Annotated in this window: 23 protein-coding genes; 13 read left to right on the top strand and 10 right to left on the bottom strand. The window is 69.6% G+C overall.

Features of this window, described 5'->3' with window-relative positions; genetic code table 11:
* Positions 1–183: 183 nt before the first annotated feature.
* On the bottom strand, positions 184–1,605 hold the full coding sequence (locus ISU10_RS21310; RefSeq protein ID WP_194698466.1) for a sensor histidine kinase: 1,422 nt from the start codon (positions 1,603–1,605) through the stop codon (positions 184–186).
* Positions 1,606–1,607: 2 nt separating this feature from the next.
* A complete protein-coding gene (locus tag ISU10_RS21305; protein ID WP_194698465.1) occupies positions 1,608–2,330 on the bottom strand; it encodes a response regulator transcription factor in 723 nt (240 codons plus the stop codon).
* Positions 2,331–2,419: 89 nt separating this feature from the next.
* Between ISU10_RS21305 and hrpA the strand changes: the two genes are divergently transcribed.
* The 4 genes from hrpA to ISU10_RS21285 all read left to right on the top strand — a co-directional run bounded on the left by hrpA (position 2,420) and on the right by ISU10_RS21285 (position 8,974).
* Positions 2,420–6,202 carry an ATP-dependent RNA helicase HrpA gene (gene hrpA, locus ISU10_RS21300; protein WP_194698464.1) on the top strand — a complete coding sequence of 1,261 codons (3,783 nt, stop codon included), beginning with the start codon at positions 2,420–2,422 and terminating at the stop codon, positions 6,200–6,202.
* A gap of 9 nt (positions 6,203–6,211) precedes the next feature.
* Entirely contained in the window at positions 6,212–6,805 is a 594-nt protein-coding gene (locus ISU10_RS21295; protein WP_370865772.1) for a hypothetical protein, read from the top strand.
* A gap of 268 nt (positions 6,806–7,073) precedes the next feature.
* Complete coding sequence (locus tag ISU10_RS21290) at positions 7,074–7,481, top strand: type II toxin-antitoxin system PemK/MazF family toxin (RefSeq protein WP_370865771.1); 408 nt, start codon at positions 7,074–7,076, stop codon at positions 7,479–7,481.
* A 101-nt stretch (positions 7,482–7,582) separates the two neighbouring features.
* Complete coding sequence (locus tag ISU10_RS21285) at positions 7,583–8,974, top strand: ABC transporter substrate-binding protein (RefSeq protein WP_194698463.1); 1,392 nt, start codon at positions 7,583–7,585, stop codon at positions 8,972–8,974.
* Here the strand turns inward: ISU10_RS21285 and ISU10_RS21280 are convergent.
* Together ISU10_RS21280 and ISU10_RS21275 are read right to left on the bottom strand one after the other, a co-directional pair.
* Positions 8,964–10,214 (bottom strand): ribonuclease D, encoded by a 1,251-nt coding sequence (locus tag ISU10_RS21280; RefSeq protein WP_306442261.1) that lies wholly within the window; start codon positions 10,212–10,214, stop codon positions 8,964–8,966. The two genes, ISU10_RS21285 and ISU10_RS21280, sit on opposite strands and share 11 nt — an antisense overlap.
* Positions 10,215–10,287: 73 nt before the next feature.
* Complete coding sequence (locus ISU10_RS21275) at positions 10,288–10,932, bottom strand: DUF3000 domain-containing protein (RefSeq protein WP_194698461.1); 645 nt, start codon at positions 10,930–10,932, stop codon at positions 10,288–10,290.
* A gap of 70 nt (positions 10,933–11,002) precedes the next feature.
* Here ISU10_RS21275 and hemE point away from each other — a divergent pair, with 70 nt between their 5' ends.
* Entirely contained in the window at positions 11,003–12,049 is a 1,047-nt protein-coding gene (hemE, locus tag ISU10_RS21270) for a uroporphyrinogen decarboxylase (protein ID WP_370865770.1), read from the top strand.
* On the opposite strand, the gene ISU10_RS21265 is transcribed toward hemE, so the two are convergent.
* Entirely contained in the window at positions 12,039–13,019 is a 981-nt protein-coding gene (locus tag ISU10_RS21265; RefSeq protein ID WP_194698459.1) for a DUF4349 domain-containing protein, read from the bottom strand. The two genes, hemE and ISU10_RS21265, sit on opposite strands and share 11 nt — an antisense overlap.
* A 77-nt stretch (positions 13,020–13,096) precedes the next feature.
* Between ISU10_RS21265 and hemG the strand changes: the two genes are divergently transcribed.
* The 3 genes from hemG to ISU10_RS21250 are packed head-to-tail and all read left to right on the top strand — an operon-like array spanning position 13,097 to position 15,830.
* Positions 13,097–14,455, top strand: coding sequence for a protoporphyrinogen oxidase (gene hemG, locus ISU10_RS21260; RefSeq protein ID WP_194698458.1), 1,359 nt, complete (start codon positions 13,097–13,099; stop codon positions 14,453–14,455).
* Positions 14,456–14,460: 5 nt separating this feature from the next.
* Entirely contained in the window at positions 14,461–15,180 is a 720-nt protein-coding gene (gene hemQ / locus ISU10_RS21255; protein ID WP_228501618.1) for a hydrogen peroxide-dependent heme synthase, read from the top strand.
* Positions 15,181–15,218: 38 nt separating this feature from the next.
* On the top strand, positions 15,219–15,830 hold the full coding sequence (locus tag ISU10_RS21250) for a hypothetical protein (RefSeq protein WP_194698456.1): 612 nt from the start codon (positions 15,219–15,221) through the stop codon (positions 15,828–15,830).
* 13 nt (positions 15,831–15,843) lie between these two features.
* Here ISU10_RS21250 and msrB read toward each other — a convergent pair whose 3' ends face one another.
* On the bottom strand, positions 15,844–16,266 hold the full coding sequence (msrB, locus tag ISU10_RS21245; protein WP_194698455.1) for a peptide-methionine (R)-S-oxide reductase MsrB: 423 nt from the start codon (positions 16,264–16,266) through the stop codon (positions 15,844–15,846).
* Positions 16,267–16,372: 106 nt separating this feature from the next.
* Between msrB and ISU10_RS21240 the strand changes: the two genes are divergently transcribed.
* Together ISU10_RS21240 and ISU10_RS21235 are read left to right on the top strand one after the other, a co-directional pair.
* On the top strand, positions 16,373–17,458 hold the full coding sequence (locus ISU10_RS21240; protein WP_194698454.1) for a DNA polymerase domain-containing protein: 1,086 nt from the start codon (positions 16,373–16,375) through the stop codon (positions 17,456–17,458).
* Positions 17,459–17,590: 132 nt separating this feature from the next.
* On the top strand, positions 17,591–18,829 hold the full coding sequence (locus ISU10_RS21235; protein WP_194698453.1) for an HNH endonuclease signature motif containing protein: 1,239 nt from the start codon (positions 17,591–17,593) through the stop codon (positions 18,827–18,829).
* A 155-nt stretch (positions 18,830–18,984) separates the two neighbouring features.
* Here the strand turns inward: ISU10_RS21235 and ISU10_RS21230 are convergent, their stop codons facing one another.
* The 3 genes from ISU10_RS21230 to ISU10_RS21220 all read right to left on the bottom strand — a co-directional run bounded on the left by ISU10_RS21230 (position 18,985) and on the right by ISU10_RS21220 (position 21,558).
* Positions 18,985–20,142, bottom strand: a complete 1,158-nt coding sequence (locus ISU10_RS21230; protein WP_194698452.1) for a hypothetical protein — start codon at positions 20,140–20,142, stop codon at positions 18,985–18,987.
* A gap of 284 nt (positions 20,143–20,426) precedes the next feature.
* Entirely contained in the window at positions 20,427–20,864 is a 438-nt protein-coding gene (locus tag ISU10_RS21225) for a hypothetical protein (protein WP_194698451.1), read from the bottom strand.
* A gap of 100 nt (positions 20,865–20,964) precedes the next feature.
* Positions 20,965–21,558, bottom strand: a complete 594-nt coding sequence (locus ISU10_RS21220) for a hypothetical protein (RefSeq protein ID WP_194698450.1) — start codon at positions 21,556–21,558, stop codon at positions 20,965–20,967.
* 35 nt (positions 21,559–21,593) lie between these two features.
* Between ISU10_RS21220 and ISU10_RS21215 the strand changes: the two genes are divergently transcribed.
* The 3 genes from ISU10_RS21215 to ISU10_RS21210 all read left to right on the top strand — a co-directional run bounded on the left by ISU10_RS21215 (position 21,594) and on the right by ISU10_RS21210 (position 23,967).
* Positions 21,594–22,034, top strand: a complete 441-nt coding sequence (locus tag ISU10_RS21215; protein ID WP_194698449.1) for a hypothetical protein — start codon at positions 21,594–21,596, stop codon at positions 22,032–22,034.
* A gap of 51 nt (positions 22,035–22,085) precedes the next feature.
* Entirely contained in the window at positions 22,086–22,637 is a 552-nt protein-coding gene (locus ISU10_RS24275; protein ID WP_370865769.1) for a DUF5956 family protein, read from the top strand.
* A 139-nt stretch (positions 22,638–22,776) separates the two neighbouring features.
* A complete protein-coding gene (locus ISU10_RS21210; protein ID WP_194698448.1) occupies positions 22,777–23,967 on the top strand; it encodes a GNAT family N-acetyltransferase in 1,191 nt (396 codons plus the stop codon).
* 482 nt (positions 23,968–24,449) lie between these two features.
* Here the strand turns inward: ISU10_RS21210 and ISU10_RS21205 are convergent, their stop codons facing one another.
* Positions 24,450–24,803 carry a hypothetical protein gene (locus tag ISU10_RS21205; protein WP_194698447.1) on the bottom strand — a complete coding sequence of 118 codons (354 nt, stop codon included), beginning with the start codon at positions 24,801–24,803 and terminating at the stop codon, positions 24,450–24,452.
* Between the last annotated feature and the right edge of the window lie 579 nt (positions 24,804–25,382).

Below are 25,382 nucleotides of genomic sequence, written 5' to 3'. Positions count from 1 at the left end.
TCCTCGGCTGGTTTCGAGACGGTCGCTAGCGCGACCTCCTCAACCAGCAGAACCTCCTCGGCTGGTTTCGAGACGGTCGCTAGCGCGACCTCCTCAACCGGCAGAACCTCCTCGGCTGGTTTCGAGACGGTCGCTAGCGCGACCTCCTCAGCCAGCGGGCGTCGGGTCGCTGGCGCGACCTCCTCAACCAGCAGATGGCGACAGGTCCACCGTGACCGTCGTGTCGCCGGGAACCGAGCGCAGACTGACGCGGCCACCGTGGGCGGTGACGATCGCGTCGACGAGGGACAGTCCGAGGCCGTAGCCGCCAGCCTTCCCCGCGCGCACCCGGGCCGCGTCGCCGCGGGCGAACCGCTCGAACGCGTGGGGGACCAGGTCCGGAGGGAAGCCCGGTCCGTCGTCATGGACGGAGAAGCCGCCGGGGTGGGCGGAGACGGTGATGGTCGTGCCCGCGGGCGTGTACTTGCGGGCGTTGGCCAGCAGATTGGTCACGACCTGGTGCAGTCGCTGCTCGTCGCCGATGACCTCGACCGACGACTCGGGCAGGGACAGCCGCCAGAGGTGGTCGGGCGCGAGGACCCGCGCATCGGAGACCGCCTCGACCAGCAGCCGGGTGAGGTCGACGGGCTCGCTGGCCAGCGGCCGTCCGGAGTCGAGCCGGGCCAGGAGCAACAAGTCCTCGACGAGGGCGGTCATCCGGCCCGACTCCTCCTCGACCTTGGCCAGGGCCGTGTCAGCGGCGGCCTTGTCGTCGGGGCGGCTGCGCGCCAGCTCTGTGTAGCCGGCGATCGTGGTCAGCGGGGTGCGCAGCTCGTGGGACGCATCGGCCACGAACTGACGCACCTGCTGTTCGCTGCGATGCCGTGCCTCCAACGAGGAGCCCACGTGGTCGAGCATCGTGTTCAGCGCTGCGCCGACCTGACCGACCTCGGTGCGTACGTCGGTCAGGTGCGCCGGCACCCGCTCGTCGAGCGTGATCGCGCCGGATGCCAGCGGCAGCTCGGAGACCGCGTGCGCGGTGGCCGCGACTTCTCGTAGTGGCCGTAGCTGACGGCGGACCAGCACCGAGCCGATGCCCCCGGCGGCGAGCAGGGCAAGTAGCAGCAGCAAGACCTCGGTGATGACGAGCGACTGCACGAGCTGGTCCACGTCGGCGGTCGGGAGGCCGGTCACGACCACCCCCGGGCTGCCGTTGATGATTGCCTTGACGGCGGTCACCCGGTAGTTGCCAACCCCCGGGACGGACACGTCGTGCACCTCTCCGTCGGTCGACACGTCGGCGAGAGCCGCCAGCGCCGCGTCGGTGAGCACGGTCTCGTCGCCAGGACTCTCGCCGAGCACCTCGCCGTACGGAGTCGGCAACAAGTAGGCGATGAGCGTGCCCGGACCCTGGTTGCCGATGACGCCGGCGCGCGGTCCGTCGTCGTCCCGGTCGCCGGGTGGCTCGACGCGACGGATGGAGGAGTGCACCTTGGCATCGAGCTGACCCAACAGCTGGTCGCGCACGGCGAGCGTGGTGGCCGTTCCCGCGACCAGCGACACCAGTGCCACCAGGGCGACTGCCGTGAGCACCAGTCGCGAGGTGAGCGATCGGAAGCGGCTCACGATCAGCCCGCGTCGGCGGTGGCCGGCTTCAGCACGTAGCCCGCGCCGCGCATCGTGTGGATCATCGGCTCGCGACCGGCGTCGACCTTCTTGCGCAGGTAGGAGATGTAGAGCTCCACGACGTTGGCCTGACCGCCGAAGTCGTAGTTCCACACGCGGTCGAGGATCTGGGCTTTGGACAGCACCCGCTTGGGGTTGCGCATCAAGAACCGCAGGAGCTCGAACTCGGTCGCCGTCAGCGAGATGTCGGCACCATCGCGGGTCACCTCCCGGCTGTCCTCGTCCATCAGGAGGTCACCGACGACCAGCACCGACGACGGAGCAGCCTCGTGCGCGCCGGTACGACGCATCAGCGCGCGCAGGCGGGCCACCACCTCCTCGAGGGAGAACGGCTTGGTCACGTAGTCGTCACCGCCGGCGGTGAGCCCGGCGACGCGGTCCTCGACCGAGTCGCGCGCCGTCAGGAACAAGACCGGCACCCCTGGGTCGCTGCTCCGCATCCGGCGCATGACCTCCATCCCGTCGAAGTCGGGAAGCATCATGTCGAGAACGACCGAGTCGGGGCGGAACGTCTTGGCCGCCGCGACCGCCTTGCTGCCGGTGTGGGCCGTGGCGACCTCGAACCCCTCGTAGCGCAGTGCCATGGAGATCAGCTCGGCGATGTTGACCTCGTCGTCGACGACGAGCACGCGCAGCGGGGACCCATCGGGGCGGGTGAGTGCCATGAGGCACAGCCTCGTCCAAGTTCCTGTGTGTTCTCTGTGAGAACCCTGTTCAAGAACCAGCAGGCGCGGGCCTGGCAGGTCCTGGCACGATGGACGCCGCCGTGGACATCACCTTCCCGCCGGAGCTGCCGGTCTCGCAGCGCCGTGACGACATCGCCGCCGCCATCCGCGACCACCAGGTGGTCGTGGTCGCGGGCGAGACCGGGTCGGGCAAGACCACGCAGCTGCCGAAGATCTGCCTCGAGCTCGGCCGCGGCAAGGGCGGCAACAGCGCGATCATCGGCCACACGCAGCCGCGCCGGATCGCTGCTCGATCAGTCGCCGAGCGGATCGCGAGCGAGCTGAAGACCGAGCTGGGCGACGAGGTCGGGTACCAGGTGCGGTTCACCGACAAGACGAGCCGGTCGAGCCGGATCAAGCTGATGACCGACGGCATCTTGCTGGCCGAGCTCCAGCGGGATCGCGACCTCAAGAAGTACGACACGATCATCATCGACGAGGCCCACGAGCGCAGCCTCAACATCGACTTCCTGCTCGGCTATCTCAAGCGCCTGCTGCCCCGCCGGCCCGACCTGAAGCTGATCATCACCAGCGCGACCATCGACCCCCAGCGGTTCGCCCAGCACTTCGCGGACCGGCGAGGGAACCCCGCACCGATCGTCGAGGTGTCCGGCCGCACGTACCCCGTCGAGATCAGGTATCGCCCGCTGGTCGAGCTCCCCGAGGAGGACGAGGAGGGCGAGGCGATCGTGCGCGACCAGACCGAGGCGATCGTCCAGGCGTGCGCCGAGCTCAGTCGCGAGGGACCTGGCGACATCCTGGTGTTCCTGCCCGGGGAGCGGGAGATCCGCGACACCGCCGAGGTACTGGCCGGGGAGCGATCGGGTGACGAGATCGTGCCGCTGTACTCACGCCTCTCGGCCGCCGAGCAGCATCGGGTGTTCTCCAGCCACGCCGGTCGTCGGATCGTGCTGGCCACCAACGTCGCCGAGACGTCGCTGACCGTGCCCGGCATCCGGTACGTCGTCGACTCGGGCGTGGCGCGCATCTCGCGCTACTCCGCACGCACCAAGGTCCAGCGGCTCCCCATCGAGGCGATCAGCCAGGCATCTGCGCGCCAGCGGTCGGGACGATGCGGTCGGGTCGAGGCCGGCGTCGCGATCCGGCTCTACTCCGAGGAGGACTACGAGTCGCGGCCTGTCTTCACCGACCCCGAGATCCTGCGCACCAACCTCGCCTCGGTGATCTTGCAGATGACCTCGCTGCGACTCGGAGACATCGGGCGCTTCCCTTTCGTCGACCCACCCGACAAGCGGAACATCACCGACGGCGTGCAGCTGCTCGAGGAGCTGGGGGCGGTGGTCTCGACAAGCTCGACCACCGATGGCAGGCATCGGCTCACCAAGGTCGGGCAACGCCTGGCGAGACTTCCGATCGACCCCCGTCTCGGCCGGATGATCCTCGAGGCCGAGCGGCTCGGCGTCGTCCGCGACGTGCTGGTGATCGCCGCCGCGCTGTCCCTGCAGGACCCTCGTGAGCGACCCGTCGAGCAACGGCCGCAGGCCGACCAGCAGCATGCGCGGTTCACCGACAAGAAGTCGGACTTCCTGACCTGGCTGAACCTCTGGCGCTATCTGCGCGAGCAGCAGCGCGATCTCTCGGGCAGTGCCTTCCGGCGGATGTGCAAGCGCGAGTACCTCAACTACCTGAGGGTCCGCGAGTGGCAGGACTTCGAGTCCCAGCTACGCCAGGTGTGCAGAGAGATGAAGATCGACCTCGGGAAGCCGTCCGGTGAACCTGACGACGACGCGATCCACCAGTCCCTGCTGGCCGGGCTGCTCAGCCACATCGGGGCGCTCGAGGAACGTGACCGCAAGGGGCGGGGCCCGCGTGAGTACCTCGGCGCCCGCAACAGCCGGTTCGCGATCTTCCCCGGCAGCGGGCTGAAGGGTGCCAACCCGGCGTACCTGATGGCCGGCGAGCTCGTCGAGACCGGCCGGCTCTGGGCCCGGCAGAACGCCGCGATCAACCCGGAGTGGGCCGAGCGGATCGGCGCGCACCTGGTCAAGCGCACCTACTCCGAGCCGCACTGGTCCAAGAAGCGCGCGGCAGTGATGGCCTACGAGCGCGTGACCCTGTACGGCGTACCGCTCGTCACCGACCGCCTGGTGCAGTACGGCCGCATCGACCAGGCGCTGAGCCGCGAGATGTTCATCCGCCACGCTCTGGTCTATGGCGAGTGGCCTGCGCTTGTTCATGGCCACCACAAGTTCTACCGGGAGAACCTCCGGCTACTGGAGGAGGCCGAGGAGCTCGAGCACCGCGCCCGGCGTCGCGACATCGTGGTCGACGAGCACACACTGTTCGACTTCTACGACGCGCGCATTGGCCCCGAGGTCGTCAGTGGCGCCCACTTCGACTCCTGGTGGAAGCAGGTGCGGCGGCGCGACCCGGACCTGCTGACCTTCGACCCCTCGATGCTCACCCACGACACGGTCGAGGAGGTGCGCGAGAGCGACTACCCCCAGGCGTGGGAGAGCGAGGGGCTGACCTTCCCGATCAGCTATGTGTTCCAACCCGGCGCCCCCGAGGACGGACTGACCATCGACGTACCGGTCGCGACCCTCAACCGCGTCGACGCCGACGACTTCTCGTGGAACGTGCCCGGACTGCGAGAGGAGTTGGTGACCAGCCTGCTGCGCAGCCTGCCCAAGCACCTGAGGGTGTCCTTCGTACCGGCGCCCAACACCGCCAAGGAGTTCCTGAGCAGGGTGCCGGCGGGAGACGAGCCGCTGCTGGACGCACTGGAGCGCTATCTCAGGTCGACGACCGGTGTGGTCGTGCCTCGCGAGGCCTGGGACTGGGCCAAGGTGCCCGACCACCTGCGGCCCACCTACCGGGTGCTCGACGACGGCGGTGCCGAGCAGGCGCGCGGCAAGGACCTCGAGGCCCTGAAGGCGCCGCTGCAGCCGGAGTTCGACGCCGCGCTCGCGCAGGTCGCCTCCGAGGCAGGGCTGTCGGCCAGCGGCCGGACGACCTGGACGTTCGGCACCATCGAGGAGTCGATCCTCCAGCGACGGGCCGGCCACGAGGTACGCGGCTACCCGGCGCTCGTCGACGAAGGAGCCTCGGTGGGACTGGGCGTCTTCGGCTCGGCCGACGAGGCCGACGCGCGCCACCGGCTCGGCGTGCGCCGCCTGCTCCTGCTCGGCATGCGCGAGGTCGATCCCCTGGACGGCCTCGATAACGCGGCCAAGCTGGGGCTGGCCGGCTCGCCCTATCCCAACGTCGCCGAGCTGGTCGACGACATCCGAGCGGCCGTGGCCGGGTCCGTCGTCGACGCTCACCCGCCAGCTCGCGACGAGTCGGCGTTCGCTGCCTTGGCCACCGAGCTCGACGACGTCCTGGGGGAGCGCATCGGGCAGGTACGTGCCGACGTGCTGAAGGTGCTCGACGCGTGGCGCCGGACCGAGAAGCAGATCAGCGGGCGGGCCGAGCTCGTGACCCTTGCCGCGATGCAGGACATGCGCGCCCAGGTCGCCAGGCTCGTCTCCCGCGGGTTCGTCGCCGACGCCGGGCCTGACCAGCTGCGCCGCTTCCCGACGTACCTCGCCGCCGTCGACCAGCGGCGAGAGCGCCTCGACTCCCAGGTCGCGCGCGACGCCCAGCTGATGGCCCAGGTCGCCGACCTGCAGGAGTCCTACCTCCACCAGGTCGCGGCCCTGCCCGAGGGGCGGCCACCGGGGGCAGCGCTGCGGCGCGTGCGCTGGATGCTGGAGGAGTACCGGATCTCCCTGTGGGCCCAGCAGCTCGGTACGGCGTACTCGGTGTCTGACCAGCGCATCCGCAAGGCGCTCACCGAGGCGTCCTAGATTGACCGTGTGACCGATCGCCCGCACCACCGGCCGATGACACCGGGTGACCGGTTCTTCGCGGCCATCGAGGCCGGCGACGACCCCGCGCTGATCGCCGAGGCGGCCGACCGGGCCGCCACGATCATCGTGCGCGGCGCCCGCGGCGCCGACCAGGAGGAGGTCGGCGAGCGGCTGCTCCACCTCGCCGAGACCGAGGGCATCGAGACCATCGCCGAGCTGTGGTCCGGCGCCCCGGCGGACTCGCTGGCCGGCTGCCTGTGGCGGCTGTTCCTGCTGCGCCAGTGGGTGTACGCCGACCCTGTCGGCGTCGCGCGTCAGTTCGAGGCCGGACGGGCTCACGCCGAGGTCGCGTCGTCGGTCGCCGGAGTCGCGGACCCGCCCGGACCCGACGAGCTCAAGACGATGGTCGACCACGTGCTGCGCGGCATCGCGGTCTCGGAGTTCGCTGACGTGCTGTTTCGAGCGGCTGCCTTCGCCCGGGTCGTTGCCACCGGGCGCGCGGTCACTGACGCCTCGCCCGACGACGCCTCTCGCATGCAGACGCTCGCCGACCAGCTCGAGCGCTCCGCGCGTCAGGAGCTGGACCAGCAGCTCGGCTGAACGCCACCTCCTCTCGACATCGAGGTGGTTTGTGCACAGAATTCCACGCACGTCGGCCAGACCCTCTAAACTCATCACGTGTGCCGGGCCGCGGCAGCCCCGGGTCCCAAAATCAGCCGCTGCGAGCGGCCACGCGCCGTGAGGCGCTCCCGGTCCGGCACACAATTCTTTGGCCGAGCGGAGCTCGGCTGTTCGCTCGCTATGACCCTCGGTCTTCCTCCTCGACTCCCTCGCTGGCGCTCGGTCGCTCCTCTCTAGGCTGGCTGGCGTGGATGACGAGCCCGGGATCGCGTACGCCCCTGAGATCGACGGTGAGCCGGACCCGGGAGAGGTGGTCTGGGCGTGGGTGCCCTATGAGGACGACCCGAGCCAGGGCAAGGACCGTCCGGTGATCGTCGTGGCGCCGGGGACGGGCGCCACCGCGGGCAAGTGGCTCGCCCTCCCGCTGACGAGCAAGGACCACGACCGCGACGCGGAGCAGGAGGCCGCCTCGGGGCGGTACTGGATGGACGTCGGCTCAGGCGGCTGGGATCTCGAGGGCCGACCCAGCGAGGTGCGCCTGGACCGGCTGCTCGTCCTCGATCGAGCCGACATCCGACGCGAGGGCGCCGCCCTCGACCAGGCGATCTTCGAGCAGGTGGTCACCGAGGCGCGCCGCTACGTCGAGCTCGCCTGAGTCCGGGCCCGTCACCGGGTGATCGCTACCGTCCGTGCTGGGTGTCTGCGCGGGGCATTACAGTGCGGACGCCAGACGGGGTTTGCCAGAGGAGGTCACGGGTGAGGACGGCGGCGGCGCGCACGCTCGGTAGCTGCCTGCTGATCACCACACTGGTGTCGGGCCTGGCGGCCTGCTCGGGCGATCCGAGCAGTTCGACGCCCCAGACCGAGCCCACGAGCCCGCCTCCCAGCAGTGCCGAGGAGCCCATCGCGCTGTCCTTCGGCGTGTTCGGCAGCAACGACGAGATCGCGGCCTACCAGACGATGGCCAAGCAGTTCGAGACCGTCGACGACCGTGCCGAGGTCACGGTCAGCGCCTACCTGCACCACGACGGCCTGCGCAAGGACATCGAGGAGGGCAACCCGGTGCCCGACGTCTTCCTCGTCTCGCGGCGAGACCTGAGCTGGTTCGTCGACAACGGCTTGACCCGCCCCGTCGACTCGCTGCTCGACGAGAGGGGTGTCGACTTCGGCGACGCCTACTCCCGAGCGGCGCTCGAGGCGTTCAGCAGCGACAACCGGCTGCAGTGCATGCCCTACGGCGTCGCACCCCAGGTCGTCTTCTACAACGAGGACCTCGTCGACTTCGCCCGCATGGAGCTGCGCGGGCTCGACGTGCCCGACTCCGACCACAAGCGGTGGTCGTGGGACCAGTTCGTCGCGGCCGCCAACTTCGCAGCACGGCCAGGACGCGGCATCAAGGGTGTCGCCATCGACCCGACCATGACGGGCCTGGCGCCTTTCATCTACTCGGGCGGCGGCGACCTGTTCGACGACGACGAGGACCCCACCTCGCTCGCCTTCGGCAGCGACGACACCCAAGGTGCGCTCGAGACCGTGCTCCAGCTGCTGCGCGACCCCAAGATCACCTTGGGCGAGGCCGACCAGGACAAGGCCGTCGAGCGGTTCGAGCAGGGCAAGGTCGCCATGATCACCGGCACCCGCGCCCTGGTGCCGCGGCTCCGGCAGGTCACCGACCTCGACTTCGACGTGATGCCCATCCCCTCGATCGAGGGCCAGGCCACGGTCGGCGACATCACCGCCCTGTGCACCTCCAAGGACGCCGAGAGCCCGGCCACCGCAGCCGACTTCATGGTCTATGCCTCCAGCGGCGACGCCGTCTCCCAGGTGGTGCGCGAGGGCTACCTCCAGCCGGTCAACCAGGAGGTCGCCTTCTCCGACACCTTCATCCAGCCCGGCCTGCTGCCGCTGTCGGCCACGGTCTTCAACGACTCGGTCTCGCGCATGGTCATCCCGCCGCTGCTCGACACCTGGGACGAGCTCGAGGCGGCGGTCACGCCCTACCTGCAGGAGCTGTTCTACGCCGAGCCCACCATCGACCTCCCCCTCGTCGGCGAGCAGATCGACACGGCGTCCCAGCCGATCCTCAACCCGCCGACGCAGACGCCGACGCCTGAGACGTCCTCGCCCACCGACAGCGCTAGTCCGTAGCCACGTCCTCGGGATCGGCCAGCGGCACTGTGGGCGGCAGCGGCTCGCTCTCCGCGGTGAGCACGGCATCGGCGACCAGCGGCGCGACCAGCCGTACCTGCCAGGCGCGCGCGCCGAGGTCTCGCAGGGCGACCGAGATCGCGCGGGTCAACGGCTCGACCTCCCGCGTCTGCGGCGGACTCCACAGCACCCGACGCAGGAAGTCGGGGGTCAGCAGGTTCTCTGCCGGGACGGCGAGTCGCTCGGAGGTCTCGACGATCGCCTCGCGCGCGAGCTGGAGGCGGCGAGCCGCGATGGGGTCCTTGTCGATCCAGGCACGAGGAGGTGGCGGCCCGTCTGATCGAGGAGTGCGCGTGGGCAGCTGCGCCTCGGGCAGGTCGCGCACCTGGGCGAGCACGGAGACCCAGCGCCCGGCGTACCGATCTGCCCCGCGTCCGTAGAAACCCTTGGTGGCCTTGAGCGCCGTGCGCGTCGTCGGCATCGCGAGAGCCGCCGCCACGATGGCCGAGTCGGGAATGATCCGGCTCGGCGTCACGTCCCGCTCGGCTGCGATCTGGTCGCGGGTGGTCCACAAGGCTCGTACGGCGCCCAGGGCCCGGCGGCCGCGCACCTTGTGCAGTCCCGACGTACGTCGCCACTGGTCGACCTTGATGGTCTGCGTGAAGGTCTTGAGCCACTCGAACTCCTCGGCGGCCCAGGTGTCCTTGCCGGCCGCAGTGAGCTCGGCGCCGAGCACCTCGCGCAGCTCGACGAGCACCTCGACGTCGAGGGCGGCGTACTCGAGCCAGGGCTCCGGGAGGGGACGGGTCGACCAGTCGACCGCCGAGTGCTCCTTGGCCATCCGCTTGCCGAGCAGGGTCTCGACCAAGGACGCCAGGCCCACGCGCGGGTAGCCCAGCAGCCGCCCGGCGAGCTCGGTGTCGAACAGGCTGCTGGGGTAGAGGCCGAGCTCGTTGAGACAGGGCAGGTCCTGCGTGGCCGCGTGCAGGATCCACTCGGTGCCCTCGAGCGCCTCTTGCAGCGGCGCGACCGAGTCGAAGGCGATGGGGTCGACCAAGAAGGTGCCGGAGCCTTCGCGGCGCAGCTGGATCAGATAGGCACGGGCGGAGTAGCGGTAGCCCGACGCGCGCTCGGCGTCGATGGCCACCGGGCCGGTGCCCGAGCGGATCGCCTCGCAGACGGCCTCGAGCCCGTCGACGGTCTGCACGACCGAGGGCAGCCCGTCGCGCAGCTGCAGCATCGGTGCCGGGGCGGGAGGAGGTCCGTCGTCGGGAGCGGGAGCTTCTGGGGGAAGAGTGTCGGCGGGCGGCATGTCAGCGGCCGGGACCGCCGCGCTGCCCTCGCCGGCTGGGGATCGCGGTGACGCCTTCGGGGACGGGCTCCAGGCCGACCGCCGTGCAGAGCAGCTCTCCCCACGCCTCGACATGGGGCGCTACGTCGAGACTCAGCTCGAACCCGGTGGGACCGGAGACGGCGATGGGCGTCCAGGACGCTCGTAGCTCGAGCTGGGCGGAGCCCCCCTCCTCGGCCATCCCGCCGAAGCTCTCGGTGGCCACCCGGGTCACGGTGCCAGAGGCTGCGGTGTAGGCGGCGCCGTGGGCCTCGAGCGCCTCGGTGAGCCAGGACCACCCGACCGCGGCGAGCATCGGGTCGGAGACCATGTCGAGCTCGATCTCGGCCCGGGCATAGGCCACGCAGCGGTAGGTGCCGTCCCAGGCGTCGTTGCCCGCGGGGTCGTGGAGCAAGATGATCCGGCCGGTGCCGAGATCGGTGCCCTCGACGGTGACGTCGGCGGTGAGCGCGGCCGCGTAGGGGGCGATGCGCTGGGGTGCGGGCATCTCCTCGCAGAACACCTCGGGCCGCAACCGGGCAGCACGCATGGTGGCCACCGCTGCCCGGAACTCAGGCGGGCTCGAGTCCGCACCGGTTCCCGGGTGGGTCTCCTGTCGAACCACCATGTCGCCAACAGTAGGTCGGTCTTCCAGCGTCGATGTGCGAACACGCCGACTGACCTGGGACGATTCGCCCGTGCCAGGTGAAGTGTTCGACCCCCGCGACAGCGCGTTCATCAGGGCAACCCGTGGTCTGCCGGTGGATCACACGCCGGTCTGGTACATGCGGCAGGCGGGCCGCTCGCTGCCGGAGTACCGCCGGCTGCGCGAGGGCGTGGGCATGCTGGAGTCCTGCATGACGCCTGACCTGGTCGTGGAGATCACTCTCCAGCCGGTGCGTCGCTACGGCGTGGACGCCGCGATCTTCTTCTCCGACATCGTGCTCCCGCTCAAGGCCGTCGGGGTGGACCTCGACATCAAGCCCGGCGTCGGACCGGTGGTCGCTGACCCGGTGCGCACCCTCGAGGACGTCGCGGCCATTCCCGACCTCACCGCTGAGCACGTGCCCTTCGTGACCGAGTCCGTGCGCCGCCTGGTCGGTGAGCTCGGTGGCACGCCGCTGATCGGGTTCGCCGGTGCTCCGTTCACGGTGGCGTCCTACCTCGTCGAGGGCGGTCCGTCCAAGGAGCACTCACGCACCAAGGCGATGATGTTCGGTGCGCCGGATGTCTGGGCCGCGCTGATGGACAAGATCGCGGGCATCGCGGCTGCCTACCTCGAGGTCCAGGTCGCAGCGGGCGCCTCGGCCGTGCAGCTGTTCGACTCCTGGGCCGGTGCCTGCACGCCAGAGGACTACCGCGAGTACGTGATGCCGTACTCCGCGCGGGTGCTCGCCGCTGTCGCGGACCTCGGTGTGCCACGCATCCACTTCGGCGTCAACACAGGCAGCCTGCTGCCGCTGATGGCCCAGGCCGGCGCCGACGTAGTCGGCGTCGACTGGCGCACGCCGCTGGCGACCGCGATCCCGCTCGTGGGCGACCGCGCCGTGCAGGGCAACCTCGACCCCACACTGGTCTTCGCGCCGACCGAGGTGATGACCCGGCGCGCTGCCGCCATCGTCGAGGCCGGCCGCGCAGCGCGAGGCCACGTCTTCAACCTGGGTCACGGCGTCATCTCCGACACCGACCCGGGTCAGCTCGAGGAGCTCACCAGGTTCGTGCAGCAGCTGCCGATCAGTCCGTAGGCGCGGGGGAGACGGCAGGCGGCGGAGCCGGGTGGCGGCGCAGGCGCCGGACCAGGATCCAGACCGGCACCCCCAGCAGCAGCACGACGACCGCGAACGGGAGCACGGCACCCACCACGGTGGCGACGGCCACGACGGTCTTCTTCAGTCCGGTCCAGCCCGAGGACAGACCGGCCAGGAAGCCGTCGTCGTCCTTCTTGGGGGTGGCCTTCTTGGCGTCTGCTGTGCGCGCGATGTTGACCTTGATCGTCGACATGGAGGTCTGGTCGGCCAGGTAGGCCTGCTGCTGGAGCAGGGAGTCGAGCTGGGCCTGGCGGTTGGCCAGCTCGTTCTCGATCGACATGATGTCGCGGATCGACGCAGCTCGGGCCAACAGCTGACGCACGCGGTCGACGCTGTCTTGCTGCACCTTGATCCGGGCCTGCACGTCGATCAGCTGGGTGGTGACGTCCTCGGAGCTGGTGGTGGTGGAGGCCAAGGTGCCGACCTTGGCCAGGGCGTCCATCACGTCGTCGAAGTCGGCGACCGGCACGCGCAGCACCATGCGCGAGCGCAGCGGTGATCCCGACTTGTCGGTCTCGGTCTTGTCGTCGGAGACCTGGCCGTTGTGGGCGTCGACGATGACCTGCACGTCGTAGCGAGCCTTGCCCACGTCCTTGCTGCGCAAGGCGACCGCGCCGGTCTTGATGAGCGCCTGCTGGGTGATGAGGTCGGCTGCGTTGACGGCACTGCCCGGGTTGCCAGGGTTGTCCGGGTTGCTCTTGCCGGAGTCCTGACCGCCGCCGGACGCGTCGTCCTGCAGGGCACCGGCGCCGCCGCCTTCCATGGCGGCAGGTACATCGCCCGCGGCGGGCGCCACCATGTCGGCGGTAGCACCGCCGTCGGCGTCGCCGCCGCTGCCCGAGCAGGCCGTGAGGGAGAGGACCGCGACGGCGGCTCCTGCTGCCAACAACGCGAAGGATCCAGACATCGGGCGAGTCGTGCGCATGGGCGTACGACGCAGGGGTGGGCGGACCGGTTCCCGCGGGTGGGTGCCAGGCTGTGGCCATGTCTGCGCTGACTCGCCGCACGGTCGTGGTGGGCGGCGGTCTCGCCGGCCTGGCCGCGGCTCGCGAGCTGGCGGCAACCGGCCGCGACGTGGTGGTCCTCGAGGGGTCGCCGCGCATCGGCGGCAAGCTGCTGACCGGTGAGGTGGCCGGCATCGCCGTCGATGTCGGCGCCGAGTCGATGCTGGCCCGGCGTCCCGAGGGCATCGAGCTGGCCCGCGGACTCGGTCTGGAGGTGGTGCACCCGGCCACGACGTCCTCGTCGGTCTGGACGCGGGGAGAGCTGCGACCGCTGCCTCGCTCGGTGATGGGGGTGCCCGGAGACCTCGCGCAGGTCGCCGACTCGGGCGTGCTCAGCGACACCGGCCTCGATCGGCTGCGAGCAGAGCAGCCCGGACCTGCGGTCGACGACGCCGATGACGTGTCGGTCGGCGAGCTGGTCGCCAGCCGCCTGGGAGATGAAGTGGTCGACCGGCTGGTCGAGCCGCTGCTCGGCGGTGTCTATGCGGGCCACGCACGCAACCTGTCGGCGCGCGCGACCGTGCCGCAGCTGGTCGCGTGGAGTGGCGGGTCCCTCGTCGCGGCCGCGGCGAGCGCCCTGGCCGCGAGCGACGGGAGTGCGGTGTTCGCGGGGATCCCCGGGGGACTCGGGCGCGTGCCGGGCACGCTGGCCTCAGGGCTCGACGTACGTCTGGATGCGCCGGTGCGCGCGCTCCACCGAGCTCCCGACGGGTTCCTGCTCGTCGTCGGACCCACGACCGCACCCGAGGAGGTACGCGCCGACGAGGTGGTGCTCGCGACGCCCGCTGCCCCTGCGGCCCGCCTGCTTCGTGACCTGCTTCCGCATGCGGCCGCCGAGCTGGCCGGTGTCGAGTACGCCTCCATGGCCGTCGTGTCCTTGGCCTTCCGGGCCGTCGACCTGCCCGAGCTGTCGGGATCCGGCTTCCTCGTACCTCCTGTCGACGGCCGAACGATCAAGGCCTCGACGTTCTCGTTCAACAAGTGGGACTGGGTGCGAGCCGCGGGCGGCGAGGTCCTGGTGCTGCGTACGTCGGTGGGCAGGCATCGCGAGGAGTCGGTGCTGCAGGTGCCTGACGACGAGCTCGTCAGCGCGTCGCTGCGCGACCTCGGCGAGGCGGTCGGTCTCGGGGCGACGCCGATCGACACGCACGTGCAGCGTTGGGGCGGTGGGCTCCCGCAGTACGCCGTGGGTCACCTCGACCGCGTCGCCCGGATCCGCAGCGAGGTCGGCCGCATCCCTGGGCTCGCGGTGTGCGGGGCGGCCTACGACGGTGTCGGCATCCCGGCCGTGATCGCCTCGGCCCACCGGGCGGTCGTTGCACTCACGCGGGCACAATGAACCTCATGAACGACAGCAAGACCAACGCCGCCCGCACGCGCGAGATCAACGACACGATCCGCTACACGATGTGGTCGGTGTTCCGGATGGCGTCCCCCTACGGCGCGGAGGGCCCGGGGTCGGGGCGTGAGACCGAGGGTGGGGAGCTCGCCGACCTGCTCGACAAGCTGGCCGCCGATGACGTCGTGGTCCGCGGCCTCTACGAGCTGAGCGGGCTGCGCGCCGACGCCGACGTGCTGGTCTGGTGGCACGCCGAGCACGTCGAGCAGCTCCAGGACGCCTACCAGCGGCTGCGCCGTACGAGCTTCGGCCGCCGGCTCGATCCCGTGTGGTCGCAGGTCGCTCTGCACCGTCCTGCGGAGTTCAACAAGAGCCACGTGCCGGCGTTCCTGGCCGACGAGGAGCCTCGCGCCTACGTGTGCGTCTACCCGTTCGTGCGGTCCTACGAGTGGTACCTGCTGGGGGACGAGGAGCGCCGGGCGCTGCTCGCCGAGCACGGGCAGATGGCGCGGGGCTACCCCGACGTACGCGCCAACACCGTCGCGAGCTTCGCGCTCGGCGACTACGAGTGGATCCTCGCGTTCGAGGCCGACGAGCTGCACCGCATCGTCGACCTGATGCGTCACCTGCGGGCCTCGCGCGCCCGCCTGCACGTGCGCAAGGAGGTGCCGTTCTACACCGGCCCGCGCGTCACTCCGGCCGACCTGGTCCAGCGCCTGCCGTGAGCCGGGAACCCGGGCCACGGCTCGGGCGTCGTAGGCCCATGCGTTCGGTCATCGCCGTCTCCGTCCTCCTCCTGGTCGCCGCCTGCGGCACCGACACCGCCGACTCGGCGACCGATGGCGGCTCGGCGCCTCCGATGCCGACCGAGATCCCAGCGGCGGACGGGCCGGTCGTGGGTCTCGGCACGGTGCTCGACGGTTCGGCCGACGGGGCGATCGGCTTCTGCCTGGGGCCGGTCGCCGAGTCGTACCCACCGCAGTGCGACGGCCTGCCGCTCACCGGCTGGAGCTGGGCCGACCACGAGGGCGACTACGACGACGGGAGCGACCTGAGGTTCGGGACGTTCGCGATCACCGGCACCTTCGACGGCACCACCCTCACCGCCCAGTCGGCAGTGTCGGGAGCCTTGTACGACCCGATGCCGTGGCCGGAGCCGACGAGCGGCGCAGCCGAGGACCACACGCAGGCCCAGCTGGAGGCGATCGCCGACGAGCTCAACGCCGTCCCCGGTGCCCTCTCGACGATGCCTGGCGACAACCTGGTCGTCCTCGACGTGATCCACGACGACGGCACCATCCAGGGCTGGGCCGACGCGACGTACGGCGACGGCCTGGTGTTCGTGCACTCAGCCCTGGCGTCTGCCGCGGGCTGAGGTCGGGTCCGGGTCAGTCCTGCTGGTCGGCGGGCTCGAGAGTGAGGCTGATCGAGTTGATGCAGTAGCGGTCGCCGGTCGGGGTGCCGTAGCCATCGGGGAAGACGTGACCCAGGTGCGAGCCGCAGTTGGCGCACCGCACCTCGACGCGCTTCATGCCGAGGGTGGTGTCCTCGATGTACTGGATGGTGTCCGCCCCATCGTCAGACTTCAGCGGCTGGTAGAAGCTCGGCCAGCCGCACCCGGAGTGGAACTTGGTGTCGGACTCGAAGAGCTTGGCCTGGCAGGCCTTGCAGCGGTAGACGCCCTTGGTCTCGGTGTCGGTGTACTCACCGGTGAAGGCCCGCTCGGTGCCGGCCTGCCGGAGTACCTGGTACTCCGCCGGACTGAGCTCCTCACGCCACTGCTCGTCGGTCTTCTCCACGTTGTAGGCCATGCCCGCAACGGTAGTCGGGCGGACAACGGCGTCCGAGCGCTCCGGCTTACGGCCCCCTTACGCGGAGTGGCAATGCCCAGCAACTCGCGTGGCTTACGGTGACGACATGGCGAAGGGGACGGCGGCTGAGGTCGAGGCCGGGGGCCGGACGGTCAGGGTGTCGAGTCCCGACCGGGTGATCTACGAGGCGACCGAGCGCACGCCGGAGGTCACCAAGCTGATGGTCGCGCAGTACTTCGCGTCCGTCGAGGACGGCTTGATGAGGGCGCTGCGCGAGCGTCCGACGGCTCTTGAACGCTGGACGAGCGGCGTACGTCCGGGCATGAAGCTGGCGACCGGGCCGATGGACAAGGACGCCGACGCGTTCTACCAGAAGCGGGTGCCCAAGGGCGCGCCCGACTACCTCGAGACCGCGACGATCACCTTCCCCTCGGGCCGCACGGCCGAGGAGATCTGCCCGACCGAGATCGCCGTCCCCGTGTGGTGCGCGCACATGGGCACGCTGACCTTCCATCCCTGGCCCGTGCGACGTGCCGACGTGGACCGCCCCGACGAGCTGCGCATCGATCTCGACCCCCAGCCCGGTACGTCGTTCAGCGACGCGGTCCGGGTCGCCGGGGTCGCGCGTGAACTCTTCGCGGAGCTCGGCATCACGGCGTACGTGAAGTCGTCGGGCAACCGCGGCGTGCACATCTACGCGCGGATCGAGCCCCGGTGGGAGTTCGTCGACGTGCGCCACGCCGCCATCGGATTCGGTCGTGAGCTCGAGAAGCGCGACAGCGGCGTCACGATGGCGTGGTGGAAGGAGGAGCGCGGCGAACGCATCTTCGTGGACTTCAACCAGAACAACCGGGACCGCACCATCGCCTCGGCCTACTCCCTGCGGCCGATCCCCGGTGCGCCGGTCTCCACGCCGATGACGTGGGAGGAGCTGGCCGGAGTCAGCGACCCAGGGGAGTACAACCTGTTCACCGTTCCCGACCGCGTCCGCGACGGCGACCCCTGGGCCAGCATCGACGACGTCCACCACGACATCACCCCGCTGCTCGACCTCTTCGAGGAGCAGGGCTCGGTCGAGCTCAGCTACCCGCCGGACTACCCGAAGATGCCCGGCGAGCCACCCCGCGTGCAGCCCTCGAAGAAGGTCGCCGAGCACTGGGACGAGCAGGGCAACTGGATCGGGCCCTCCTGATGTCGGACCCTGCCTCGGCCGTGAGGGCTGCCTAGGTGTCTTTGACACCATTTTCGTCAGACCCGCTCAAAACAAGGGATTTCGGCCACTTTTCGGGCCGGAGTGTCGGTGGTCTCTGTTTGGATTTCAGACATGAACCACCCGGTGCTCTCGGCGATCGCGGCCATCCATGCCGCGTTCGACGAGGTCGCCGACGTGGACCCGATCTTCATGTCCGTGGGGGAGAAGAAGGCTGCGCTGGTCGAGATGGGCCGGCTGCGGGCGCGTGCTGACGCGCTGGACATGGCGTTGTTGGCCGCGGGTTCGGTCGACGTCGCCGAGGACACCGGTGCCCGGTCGGCCGCGACCTGGGTGGCTGAAGCGACCGGGGAGGCCCAGGGCACGGTCCGCCATCGTGCCGGGCTCGCGAAGGCTTTGGACACCACGTGGACGGTCCTCGCCGGTGCTCTGGCTGCCGGGCGGGTGAACCTGGCCCAGACCCGGGCGATCGTCGAGTCCCTCGACGCGCTGCCCGCCGACCTGCCCGAGGGGCTGGTCGAGAAGGTCGAGGAATACCTGATCGAGAAGTCCGCCGACTTCGGACCCCGCGAGCTGCGCCACCTCGGCCGCAGTGTCTTGCAGCACCTGGCCCCCGACATCGCCGACGAACTCGAGCTGCGCCGGCTGGAGGCCGAGGAGGAGCGCGCCGCCACCACCACCCGGCTGTCCTTCCACCGACGCGGGGACGGCACCACCGACATCCACGCTCGGCTCGCCGACCACGCCGCCAACCGGCTCCGCGCCTACACCGACGCCGTCGCCAACCCGAGACGGTCATCCAACGACGACGACTTCATGGCGCTGCCCGTCGAACGGCGTCGCGGGATCGCCTTCGAGTCCCTCCTCGAGAACGTGCTGGAGAAGGACCTCCCCCAGCACGGGCAGACCGCCACGAGCGTCGTGGTCACCATCGACCACCAGACCCTCGTCAGTGGGCTCGGGACAGCCACCACGTCAACCGGTGACACCATCACCGCCGCACAGACCCGCCGGCTGGCCTGTCAGGCCGGGATCCTGCCCGCGGTCCTCGACGGGAAGTCCGAGATCCTCGACCTCGGCCGCGCGCAACGGTTCTTCAAAGCCGCCCTCCGCAAAGCGATGGACCTGCGCGACAAGGAGTGCACCGCCCAGGGCTGCCACGTGCCCGCGGCGTTCTGCCACGGCCATCACTTCCGACAACCCTGGGCCCAAGGCGGCAATACCAGCCTGGCCGACGGAAAGCTCCTCTGCCCGTTTCATCACGGCCGGGCCCACGACCCGAAGTGGGACACCCATCACCAAGCCGACGGATCCACCACCTTCACCCGACACCCGGCTGACCGAGGGCCGTGACGCGCTGCCCCGTGCTGCGGCGCGGGCGCCTCAATCAGCAGCACTCAAGCGCACTCTCATGCCGAGATCCGGACGTCCGCTCATCCGGGGTTATGCACGTGATCTTTCGGACGTGGTGATGAGCGGTCGTGTCCGAACAAGGGCAGAACGGTGGCTCACGTGCCTCGGTTCACCTTGCCCACGTGCAATGTGGCCGGCTTGCGGCCCTGGCCGCCGGTGAGGAAAGCGAACAGTCCGTCGTCCCCGGCAACGTACCGGAGGGTCGCTGGCGGGCTCACGACCTGCTGCGCGTTGGAGTCGAGGGCGTGCAGGAGCAGCCGGCCTGCGTTGGCGTTCCAGGCGGCGAAGCCGGACCCGGCCTGCGGGTACCCGGTCGAGAGGTAGCCGCGGTGAAGGCGCCGCGGTTGGCCACCGTCGAGGGCTTGTGCCCACATCTCATACGGGTTATCGAGGATCCCGTCCGGCGGCGGGTTCTTGGTGTTCGGGTCGATGTGCTGCGACCAGACCAGCCATCCGTCCTTGACTGCACAGCCCATGGCCAGTGCCGTGTGCGTGAGCGCGACCGGTTCCCCGCCGGTGGCGGGCAATGACCAGCAGTCGCCGCCGACGGTGTGCCCCTGGTGCGGTGCACCGGCTTTGCCGAGGAAGACGATCCGGTCGTCGCTCCATGTCTCCGAGCCGGGAGTCATCTCCTGGTGCCGGAGAACGGTTCGCGGCGCGCCGGCTCCTGGTTCCCAGCTGTACTCGCGTGCGCTGCGGTCGTGTTCGGCTTGGGTCCAGAAGAAGTGTCCTTCAGCGCCATGGATCTGGGGCACGAACGGGTCCGGGGTCTGGCCGTTGCTGGCGAGAAGTTGCTTGTGGTCGCCGGAGAGGTCCTGGGCCCATACCCGCCACAGCACGTTCGGGTTCGCATCTCGCTGCCGCGAGGACTGGTCGACCCAGGCGACCCAGCCGTCGCTGACCGCGACCCAGTTGATGAGACCGGCGTCCCACGCGCTGTCGGCGACCGATCGCGTCTGGGCGGACGTTACGTCGACGGTCACGACCTGGTTCCAGTCCGGGCCGCTGCTGCTGGCAGGGAGAGCGGCGATGTCGTGCGACAACGCTAACGGACCGACCTGCTCGAACGGCAGCGCGATGGAGCCGACGCGGCTCACCTGCAGCGGCCCTGCCGGACCAGCCGATCCGGTCGAGGAGACACTGGCGGTCGGGGACGCCGCGGCGTCCGGGCCGGGTGGGGCTCCGGTGCCTGCGGAGCAGCCGGCCAGCAGCGTAAGTGCGCACGCCGCGGGCCATACGCTGTGTCGGGTCATCTGAGCATCCTGTGGTGGGCGGCGTTGTTCTTTGCGTTGTGCGCGTGTCAAGGAGCTCCCGGTGGCTGGCCGTACGGGTTGCCGTACTGGAAGAACCGTAGACGAAGATCGGGTCCCACTCCCCGGCGATGTGCATGTACCGGTAGGTCGAGGAGGTCGAGCCCCAGCCGTGGTCGAAGTCGAAGTGGTTGAACTGACGTTCCCGAACGTGAGGAACTCGGTGCCGATCGCGCGACAGCGCGCGGATGTCTGCCGCGTTCCGCGCGCTCCGCTCGGCCGGAGGATCAGTGCGTGACGGGTGGCTCCCCGTATTCGATCGTGACTGGATAGCGGCATTCGAGAACCGCCCGCGGATCGGGGGCTCCGAGCAGCTGGGCGTCTGTGGTCGTCCACTCGATCCCGGTCCCGTCATGGCGAGCGCCGCCGCTGGTGAGCCGGCCATGAAACCGACTCATGATGCGTCGCATCTCGCTCGTCAGCTCGGCCTGTGTGTACGGGGCGCGGCGCCAGGTGATCCGAACGATGTCCGGCGCCTGCTGGAGTACGGCGGCCACGGGAGGGGACGGCTCGCCCATGGCAAAGATGATGAACTCCCTCGTCGCATGCCTGATCTCGGCGCCGGCGTACTGACCGGAGGCGACAACGGCCCCGACAAGCCGATCGGTGTAGGCGCCGACGTCGGCCTGCCAGCGCTCGTACTCGGTCAGCCGGTTCCCGTTCACATTGCCCAGTCTGGCCGACACAGCGCCCACCACGCTCGATCTTCATCGCCGGCTCGGCCCTAGCAAACGTCCTGAACTGCCGCTGAGCGGATGCCAACGCCTACGCGTTGACAGCACGAGTGAGGTCGAGGCCCTCGGCTAAGTCGACGAGGTCCTTGATCGGGACATCACCATCCGCAATAAGTCGGATGGCCGTGCCGTCCTTGACCATGAGCACACCGTCGTTGGGGCTGGCGGCAACAACCCAGGCACTCAACCCCTGAACGTTCTGCACCGAGCCGCCGTAGTCGTCGGCGAGGTCTTGGAGCTTCTCCGGGATCGGTACGTCCTTCCACCCGTTTTCGAAGGAAAGTTGGATGTCGCCGAACATGAACACGGGGGTGTCGCCGCACCGCCAAGCCTCCGTCACCTCATCCGCGCCGCTCGCGGGCAGGTACACGGGTGATTCGCTGACCGCAGCGATCTTGATCGCGTCGGCGTGGACAGCCCCAGGGCAAGGCGTGCCGGGCTGCACAAGGAGGTCGATCCCGTCCTGGCCACTCTGGGCCGTCGCCGCGTCGACAGGCTCGGCCACTGTCGACTCACCCGACTTAGCACCGCACGCAGTGCCTATCGCCACCGTGAGCAGTGCCGCTGTCAGTTTGCCGACTACACGCACACCTGACACGGCTCCCATGATCGCTTGGACGATCACCTGCTGTCATCTGTTCCGGAGAGATGCGCCCGCTCATGCCGCTGATCGGTCATCCCGATGCGGATGCCAACCTGGGTGGATCGCGGTCATGGGGCCAAGCAGTCGAATCTGACCTGCGCCGTCCCACTGCGTTTGACCCGGACTTGCTTCGCAGCGTCAGGACAGAAGCCGGTGTCTACCTGATAATCGCCGGGCGGGACCGTGAAACTCGCCTGACCATCACGGTCCGTCTTGTCGGACCACGAGCTGTCTCCCTCTCCCATCACGGTCACGTCGATGTCTGGCTGAGGTACGTGATCGAGTACCGGCCCGACGCCGCCGGACCGCGACAGCGTGATCGTGACAACGACGGTCCCGGATTCGAACGCGTCATCATCGCCGCATCCGCCCGCGAGGAGCAGAACAAGCAGGCAGTTCGCCGCGGCTTGTCGAAGAAGCCTCATGCGTTGAAGTATGCGTTGAGCGACGGGGACTAGATGCACTCATCTGCCGCTGATCGATCATGCCGATGAGCGGTAGGTACGACAATGCAGATGCCAGACTCCCTGCATACTCCCTGCATGGAGTCGGCTGATTGGGGTGGAGACACCGAGCCCCTTCATCTTGGTGGGATTCCCGACGGGAGGTTCTCGCCGACGGACTCTGATGATCCGTTGGAAGTACCTGCGGTCCGAGCGGCACGAGAACAGGGCTTTGAGCCTGCACCGGAGGCGCCGCTTTGGACATTCCTCCCTGCTGTGTGGCCCGTCGTTGCGCGAGCTTGGATACCGGACACGCGGATACGCCACATGGAGGTGGCGTGCGACGGCGAACCGCTTCGAACTCTGCCCTGGTCCTCTGCCGACTACTTCGAGTTGGAGGCAGACGCCAACCGGCTACTCGCCGAGTGTGGCCTGACGTCACGTCCGCCCGGTCGGTTGTGGCTGCTGAAGCCACCCCAAGAGTTCGTCTCCCTGGACGCCACCCTGAGTTGGCTAGTGAGATCTGCCAAAGAGGCCGGGCTCGACATCGTGGCCAACCAGCCGTTTGTCCTGCGGGTGCAACGCGATCTCGATGTCCTTTTCGCATCTGGAACCTGACCCACGCTCGCCCAGAAATGACCGCTCATGCCGCTGATGGTTCGCGGTCATGCCGATGAGAGGACGTCGAATCGGAATCAAGGGAGGCCCCCCGACGTGACTGCCGCGCGAACGGCGCGACGCCTCCTAGGCTGCGGCCATGCCCCTGACCACCCGACCGCTCACCCGGGGCGACTTGGACAAGTCGGACGCGCTCATCGACGAAGCGTTCGGCGAGCTACCGTCGGGCACGACGCCGCAGAGCGCCGACGACCCCCCGCGGCCCGGGTACCACGCATTCGGCACGTTTGACGACGACCACCTTGTGGCGCGGCTGGCAACCCGTGGGTACCACTCGTGGTTCGGCGGCAGCGCCGTAGCCAGCGGAGGCATCGCCGGCGTCGTGGTGACCGCCGAGCGGCGGGGCACGAAGCTGCTCGACGAACTGTTCCGGGTAGCCCTCGACGACGGCCTGCGGGAGCGCGGGGAAGCGGTGTCGACGATGTTCTGCACCGCGCCCGGGATCTACCGCAAGTTCGGCTACGAGGTGATCTCGTCCTACGACACGGTCGAGGTCCCCGCAGCAGCGCTGGCCCGGATCGGTGCCCCGGCAGGCGTGCGCACCCGCCGGGCGACGCCCGGCGACTTCGAGGCGGTCTGTCGGGTGTACGACACCTGGGCGGCAGCGCAGAACGGCCCGCTCACGCGCCGCGGCCCGGCGTTCCCAGCCGATGCCAAGGCTTACATCGACGCGTTCACCGGAGTCACGCTCGCGGTCGACGACGCGGGCGACGTGATCGGCTTCGCGAGCTGGCGGCGCGGCCAGGGGTCCGGGGACCACGCGACGCTCGAGGTCTCCGACCTCCTCGCGCTGAGCGGCGACGCCTACCGCGCCCTGTGGCACGTGCTCGGGTCGTTCGGCACCGTGGTCGGCCAGGTGCGGCTGCATACGTCGGGCCACGACGTGGCCCGGCTGTCGCTCCCGTCTGCGCACTGGAAGGCCGTGGAGCGCGAGCCGTACATGCTGCGCGTGCACGACGTACCCGGCGCGTTCGCCGGCCGCGACTGGCCGGTGGACGGCGACGTCGCGTTCTCCGTCGCCGGGGATCACCTCGGGACGACCAACGGGGACTGGCGCCTGGTGATCGAACGGGGGAAGGCCACCTGCGCGCCGGCCGCGGCGGCCGACGGTCCCGTCCTGACACCCGGCGGGCTCGCGCTGGCCTGGGCCGGCGCCCAGACCTGCGCCAACCTCCGGATGGCCGGACACCTCTCCGGCGGCATGGAGAACGACGAGGCGCTCGACCGGGTGCTGGCGCCCCGGCCGATCCACATCCGCGACCACTTCTAAGCCGCGGCCTGGTCCGCCGCAGGTTGATGCATACGCTCGTCCACGCGCGAGCGGCGCCATGGTGGTGGGTGTTCTTGGGCTCGTGATGGTTGCCGTGCTGGTACTTCCCAACTGACCGTAACCGCCGGCCGGTCCGAGGCACCTCCGAGGCGACTCACGCCGCTGAGCGGACGCCTGGCAGGCGTCCCGTGAAGACGCGTCGCGGGTAACAACCGCAGTCCACGCGAGGGCACCTCGATCAAGCGACGTGCTGGAGCCCCCGGGGATCGGCGCGAACATCGACGCGTTCCGGAGCGTGAGATAGGGGACGCCGGGGTGGCGAACGTCGCGGCCGACTCTCGAAGAGCGTCTGGCCGGGGTTCAGGCGCCACTCGTGCGGCTAGCGGGTAGCGGAGGGATACGTCGTCGGCATCCTCGACGCGGACGGCTACCGAGGTGCGCAGTCCAATGCCATTGAGGAGAAGGACACGATCGAGCGAAACCTACGAGCCGCCGGCAAGGAGGCGGCGCTGTTGGCGCTGATCAGCCGGGACAAGTGGGCCAGCCTCGAGGCTGGCGACGTTGCCCCCGGCGAGTGGAACGGGCTGCTCGCTCGGGCGTTGCGCCGGGTCGACATCCACAAGGACCGGATAGGCCTGGTCCAGGTCTTCAGTGACGAAGCGGTCGTACCACGCTAGGCGGTGCTGGTGGTCCATCTCCTTATCGGCCCGCCGGTCGCCGTGGACCTTCACGATGAAGTCCCCAAGCTTGTCCAGCCCTATACCGAGCGCCTGGATCAGCATCGCCGCCGTCGCGAGCGCGGCAGAGCCTGCAGCGATGGAGAGGTACCCGGTCATGACCACCATGGTGAGGCAAAATTGCTAGACCTCGGGGACATTGTGGACAGGCTGCGGCGGGCTCGGACCCGGTCGCGGGCCCGCTGACCTGGGTAAACGCCATCAGGAATGGTCGAAAACTCGGTCAATTTCCCCGCCGCGAACAGGTGCTGCTCGTAGAACTCGCGGCGGCGGCACGAACCGGTTCGCCAGGGGTGGCGCGGTTGGGTCCCGGCCTCGATTAGCGGGACTCGTCTCTGCCTCTTCCTGAGGCGCCATCTGCAACCCGGACAGCACGTCGCCGCACACCCAGGAGGACCGCATGGTCTACACCTTCACGCCCAGCGTCTACACATCGACCCTGCCGACCTCGGCGACTGCTACGTCGCGACCTGTACGCCACGATGCCGGCGCTGGTCGGGCCGACATGGGCAAGGTTGTGGCCGGGGCTTCTGGGCCGCATATCAAGCTCTTCCCAGGTCAGGGCAACATTGACGAGGAGCGCCCGTAGGTGTGCTGGTTCAGGACATCGGAATGGGGTGTCTCAAGACATCGGCATAGCGTGTCGCAGGTCATCGGCATAGCCGGCGTGGCCAGCGT

This window comes from Nocardioides agariphilus (assembly GCF_015352445.1).
GTDB lineage: Bacteria > Actinomycetota > Actinomycetes > Propionibacteriales > Nocardioidaceae > Nocardioides > Nocardioides agariphilus.
This window is presented reverse-complemented; position numbering and strand designations above follow the sequence as displayed.

Coding starts and splice junctions, on each gene's coding strand:
- msrB (WP_194698455.1), bottom strand. CDS start 16,266: ATGGCCTACAACGTGGAGAAGACCGACGAGCAGTGGCGTGAGGAGCTC.
- ISU10_RS21235 (WP_194698453.1), top strand. CDS start 17,591: ATGAACCACCCGGTGCTCTCGGCGATCGCGGCCATCCATGCCGCGTTC.
- ISU10_RS21240 (WP_194698454.1), top strand. CDS start 16,373: ATGGCGAAGGGGACGGCGGCTGAGGTCGAGGCCGGGGGCCGGACGGTC.
- ISU10_RS21215 (WP_194698449.1), top strand. CDS start 21,594: ATGCCGCTGATCGGTCATCCCGATGCGGATGCCAACCTGGGTGGATCG.
- hrpA (WP_194698464.1), top strand. CDS start 2,420: ATGGACGCCGCCGTGGACATCACCTTCCCGCCGGAGCTGCCGGTCTCG.
- ISU10_RS21265 (WP_194698459.1), bottom strand. CDS start 13,019: ATGTCTGGATCCTTCGCGTTGTTGGCAGCAGGAGCCGCCGTCGCGGTC.
- ISU10_RS21305 (WP_194698465.1), bottom strand. CDS start 2,330: ATGGCACTCACCCGCCCCGATGGGTCCCCGCTGCGCGTGCTCGTCGTC.
- ISU10_RS21280 (WP_306442261.1), bottom strand. CDS start 10,214: ATGCTGCAGCTGCGCGACGGGCTGCCCTCGGTCGTGCAGACCGTCGAC.
- ISU10_RS21205 (WP_194698447.1), bottom strand. CDS start 24,803: ATGACCGGGTACCTCTCCATCGCTGCAGGCTCTGCCGCGCTCGCGACG.
- ISU10_RS24275 (WP_370865769.1), top strand. CDS start 22,086: ATGCAGATGCCAGACTCCCTGCATACTCCCTGCATGGAGTCGGCTGAT.
- ISU10_RS21230 (WP_194698452.1), bottom strand. CDS start 20,142: ATGACCCGACACAGCGTATGGCCCGCGGCGTGCGCACTTACGCTGCTG.
- hemQ (WP_228501618.1), top strand. CDS start 14,461: ATGAACGACAGCAAGACCAACGCCGCCCGCACGCGCGAGATCAACGAC.
- hemG (WP_194698458.1), top strand. CDS start 13,097: ATGTCTGCGCTGACTCGCCGCACGGTCGTGGTGGGCGGCGGTCTCGCC.
- ISU10_RS21210 (WP_194698448.1), top strand. CDS start 22,777: ATGCCCCTGACCACCCGACCGCTCACCCGGGGCGACTTGGACAAGTCG.
- ISU10_RS21275 (WP_194698461.1), bottom strand. CDS start 10,932: ATGGTGGTTCGACAGGAGACCCACCCGGGAACCGGTGCGGACTCGAGC.
- ISU10_RS21250 (WP_194698456.1), top strand. CDS start 15,219: ATGCGTTCGGTCATCGCCGTCTCCGTCCTCCTCCTGGTCGCCGCCTGC.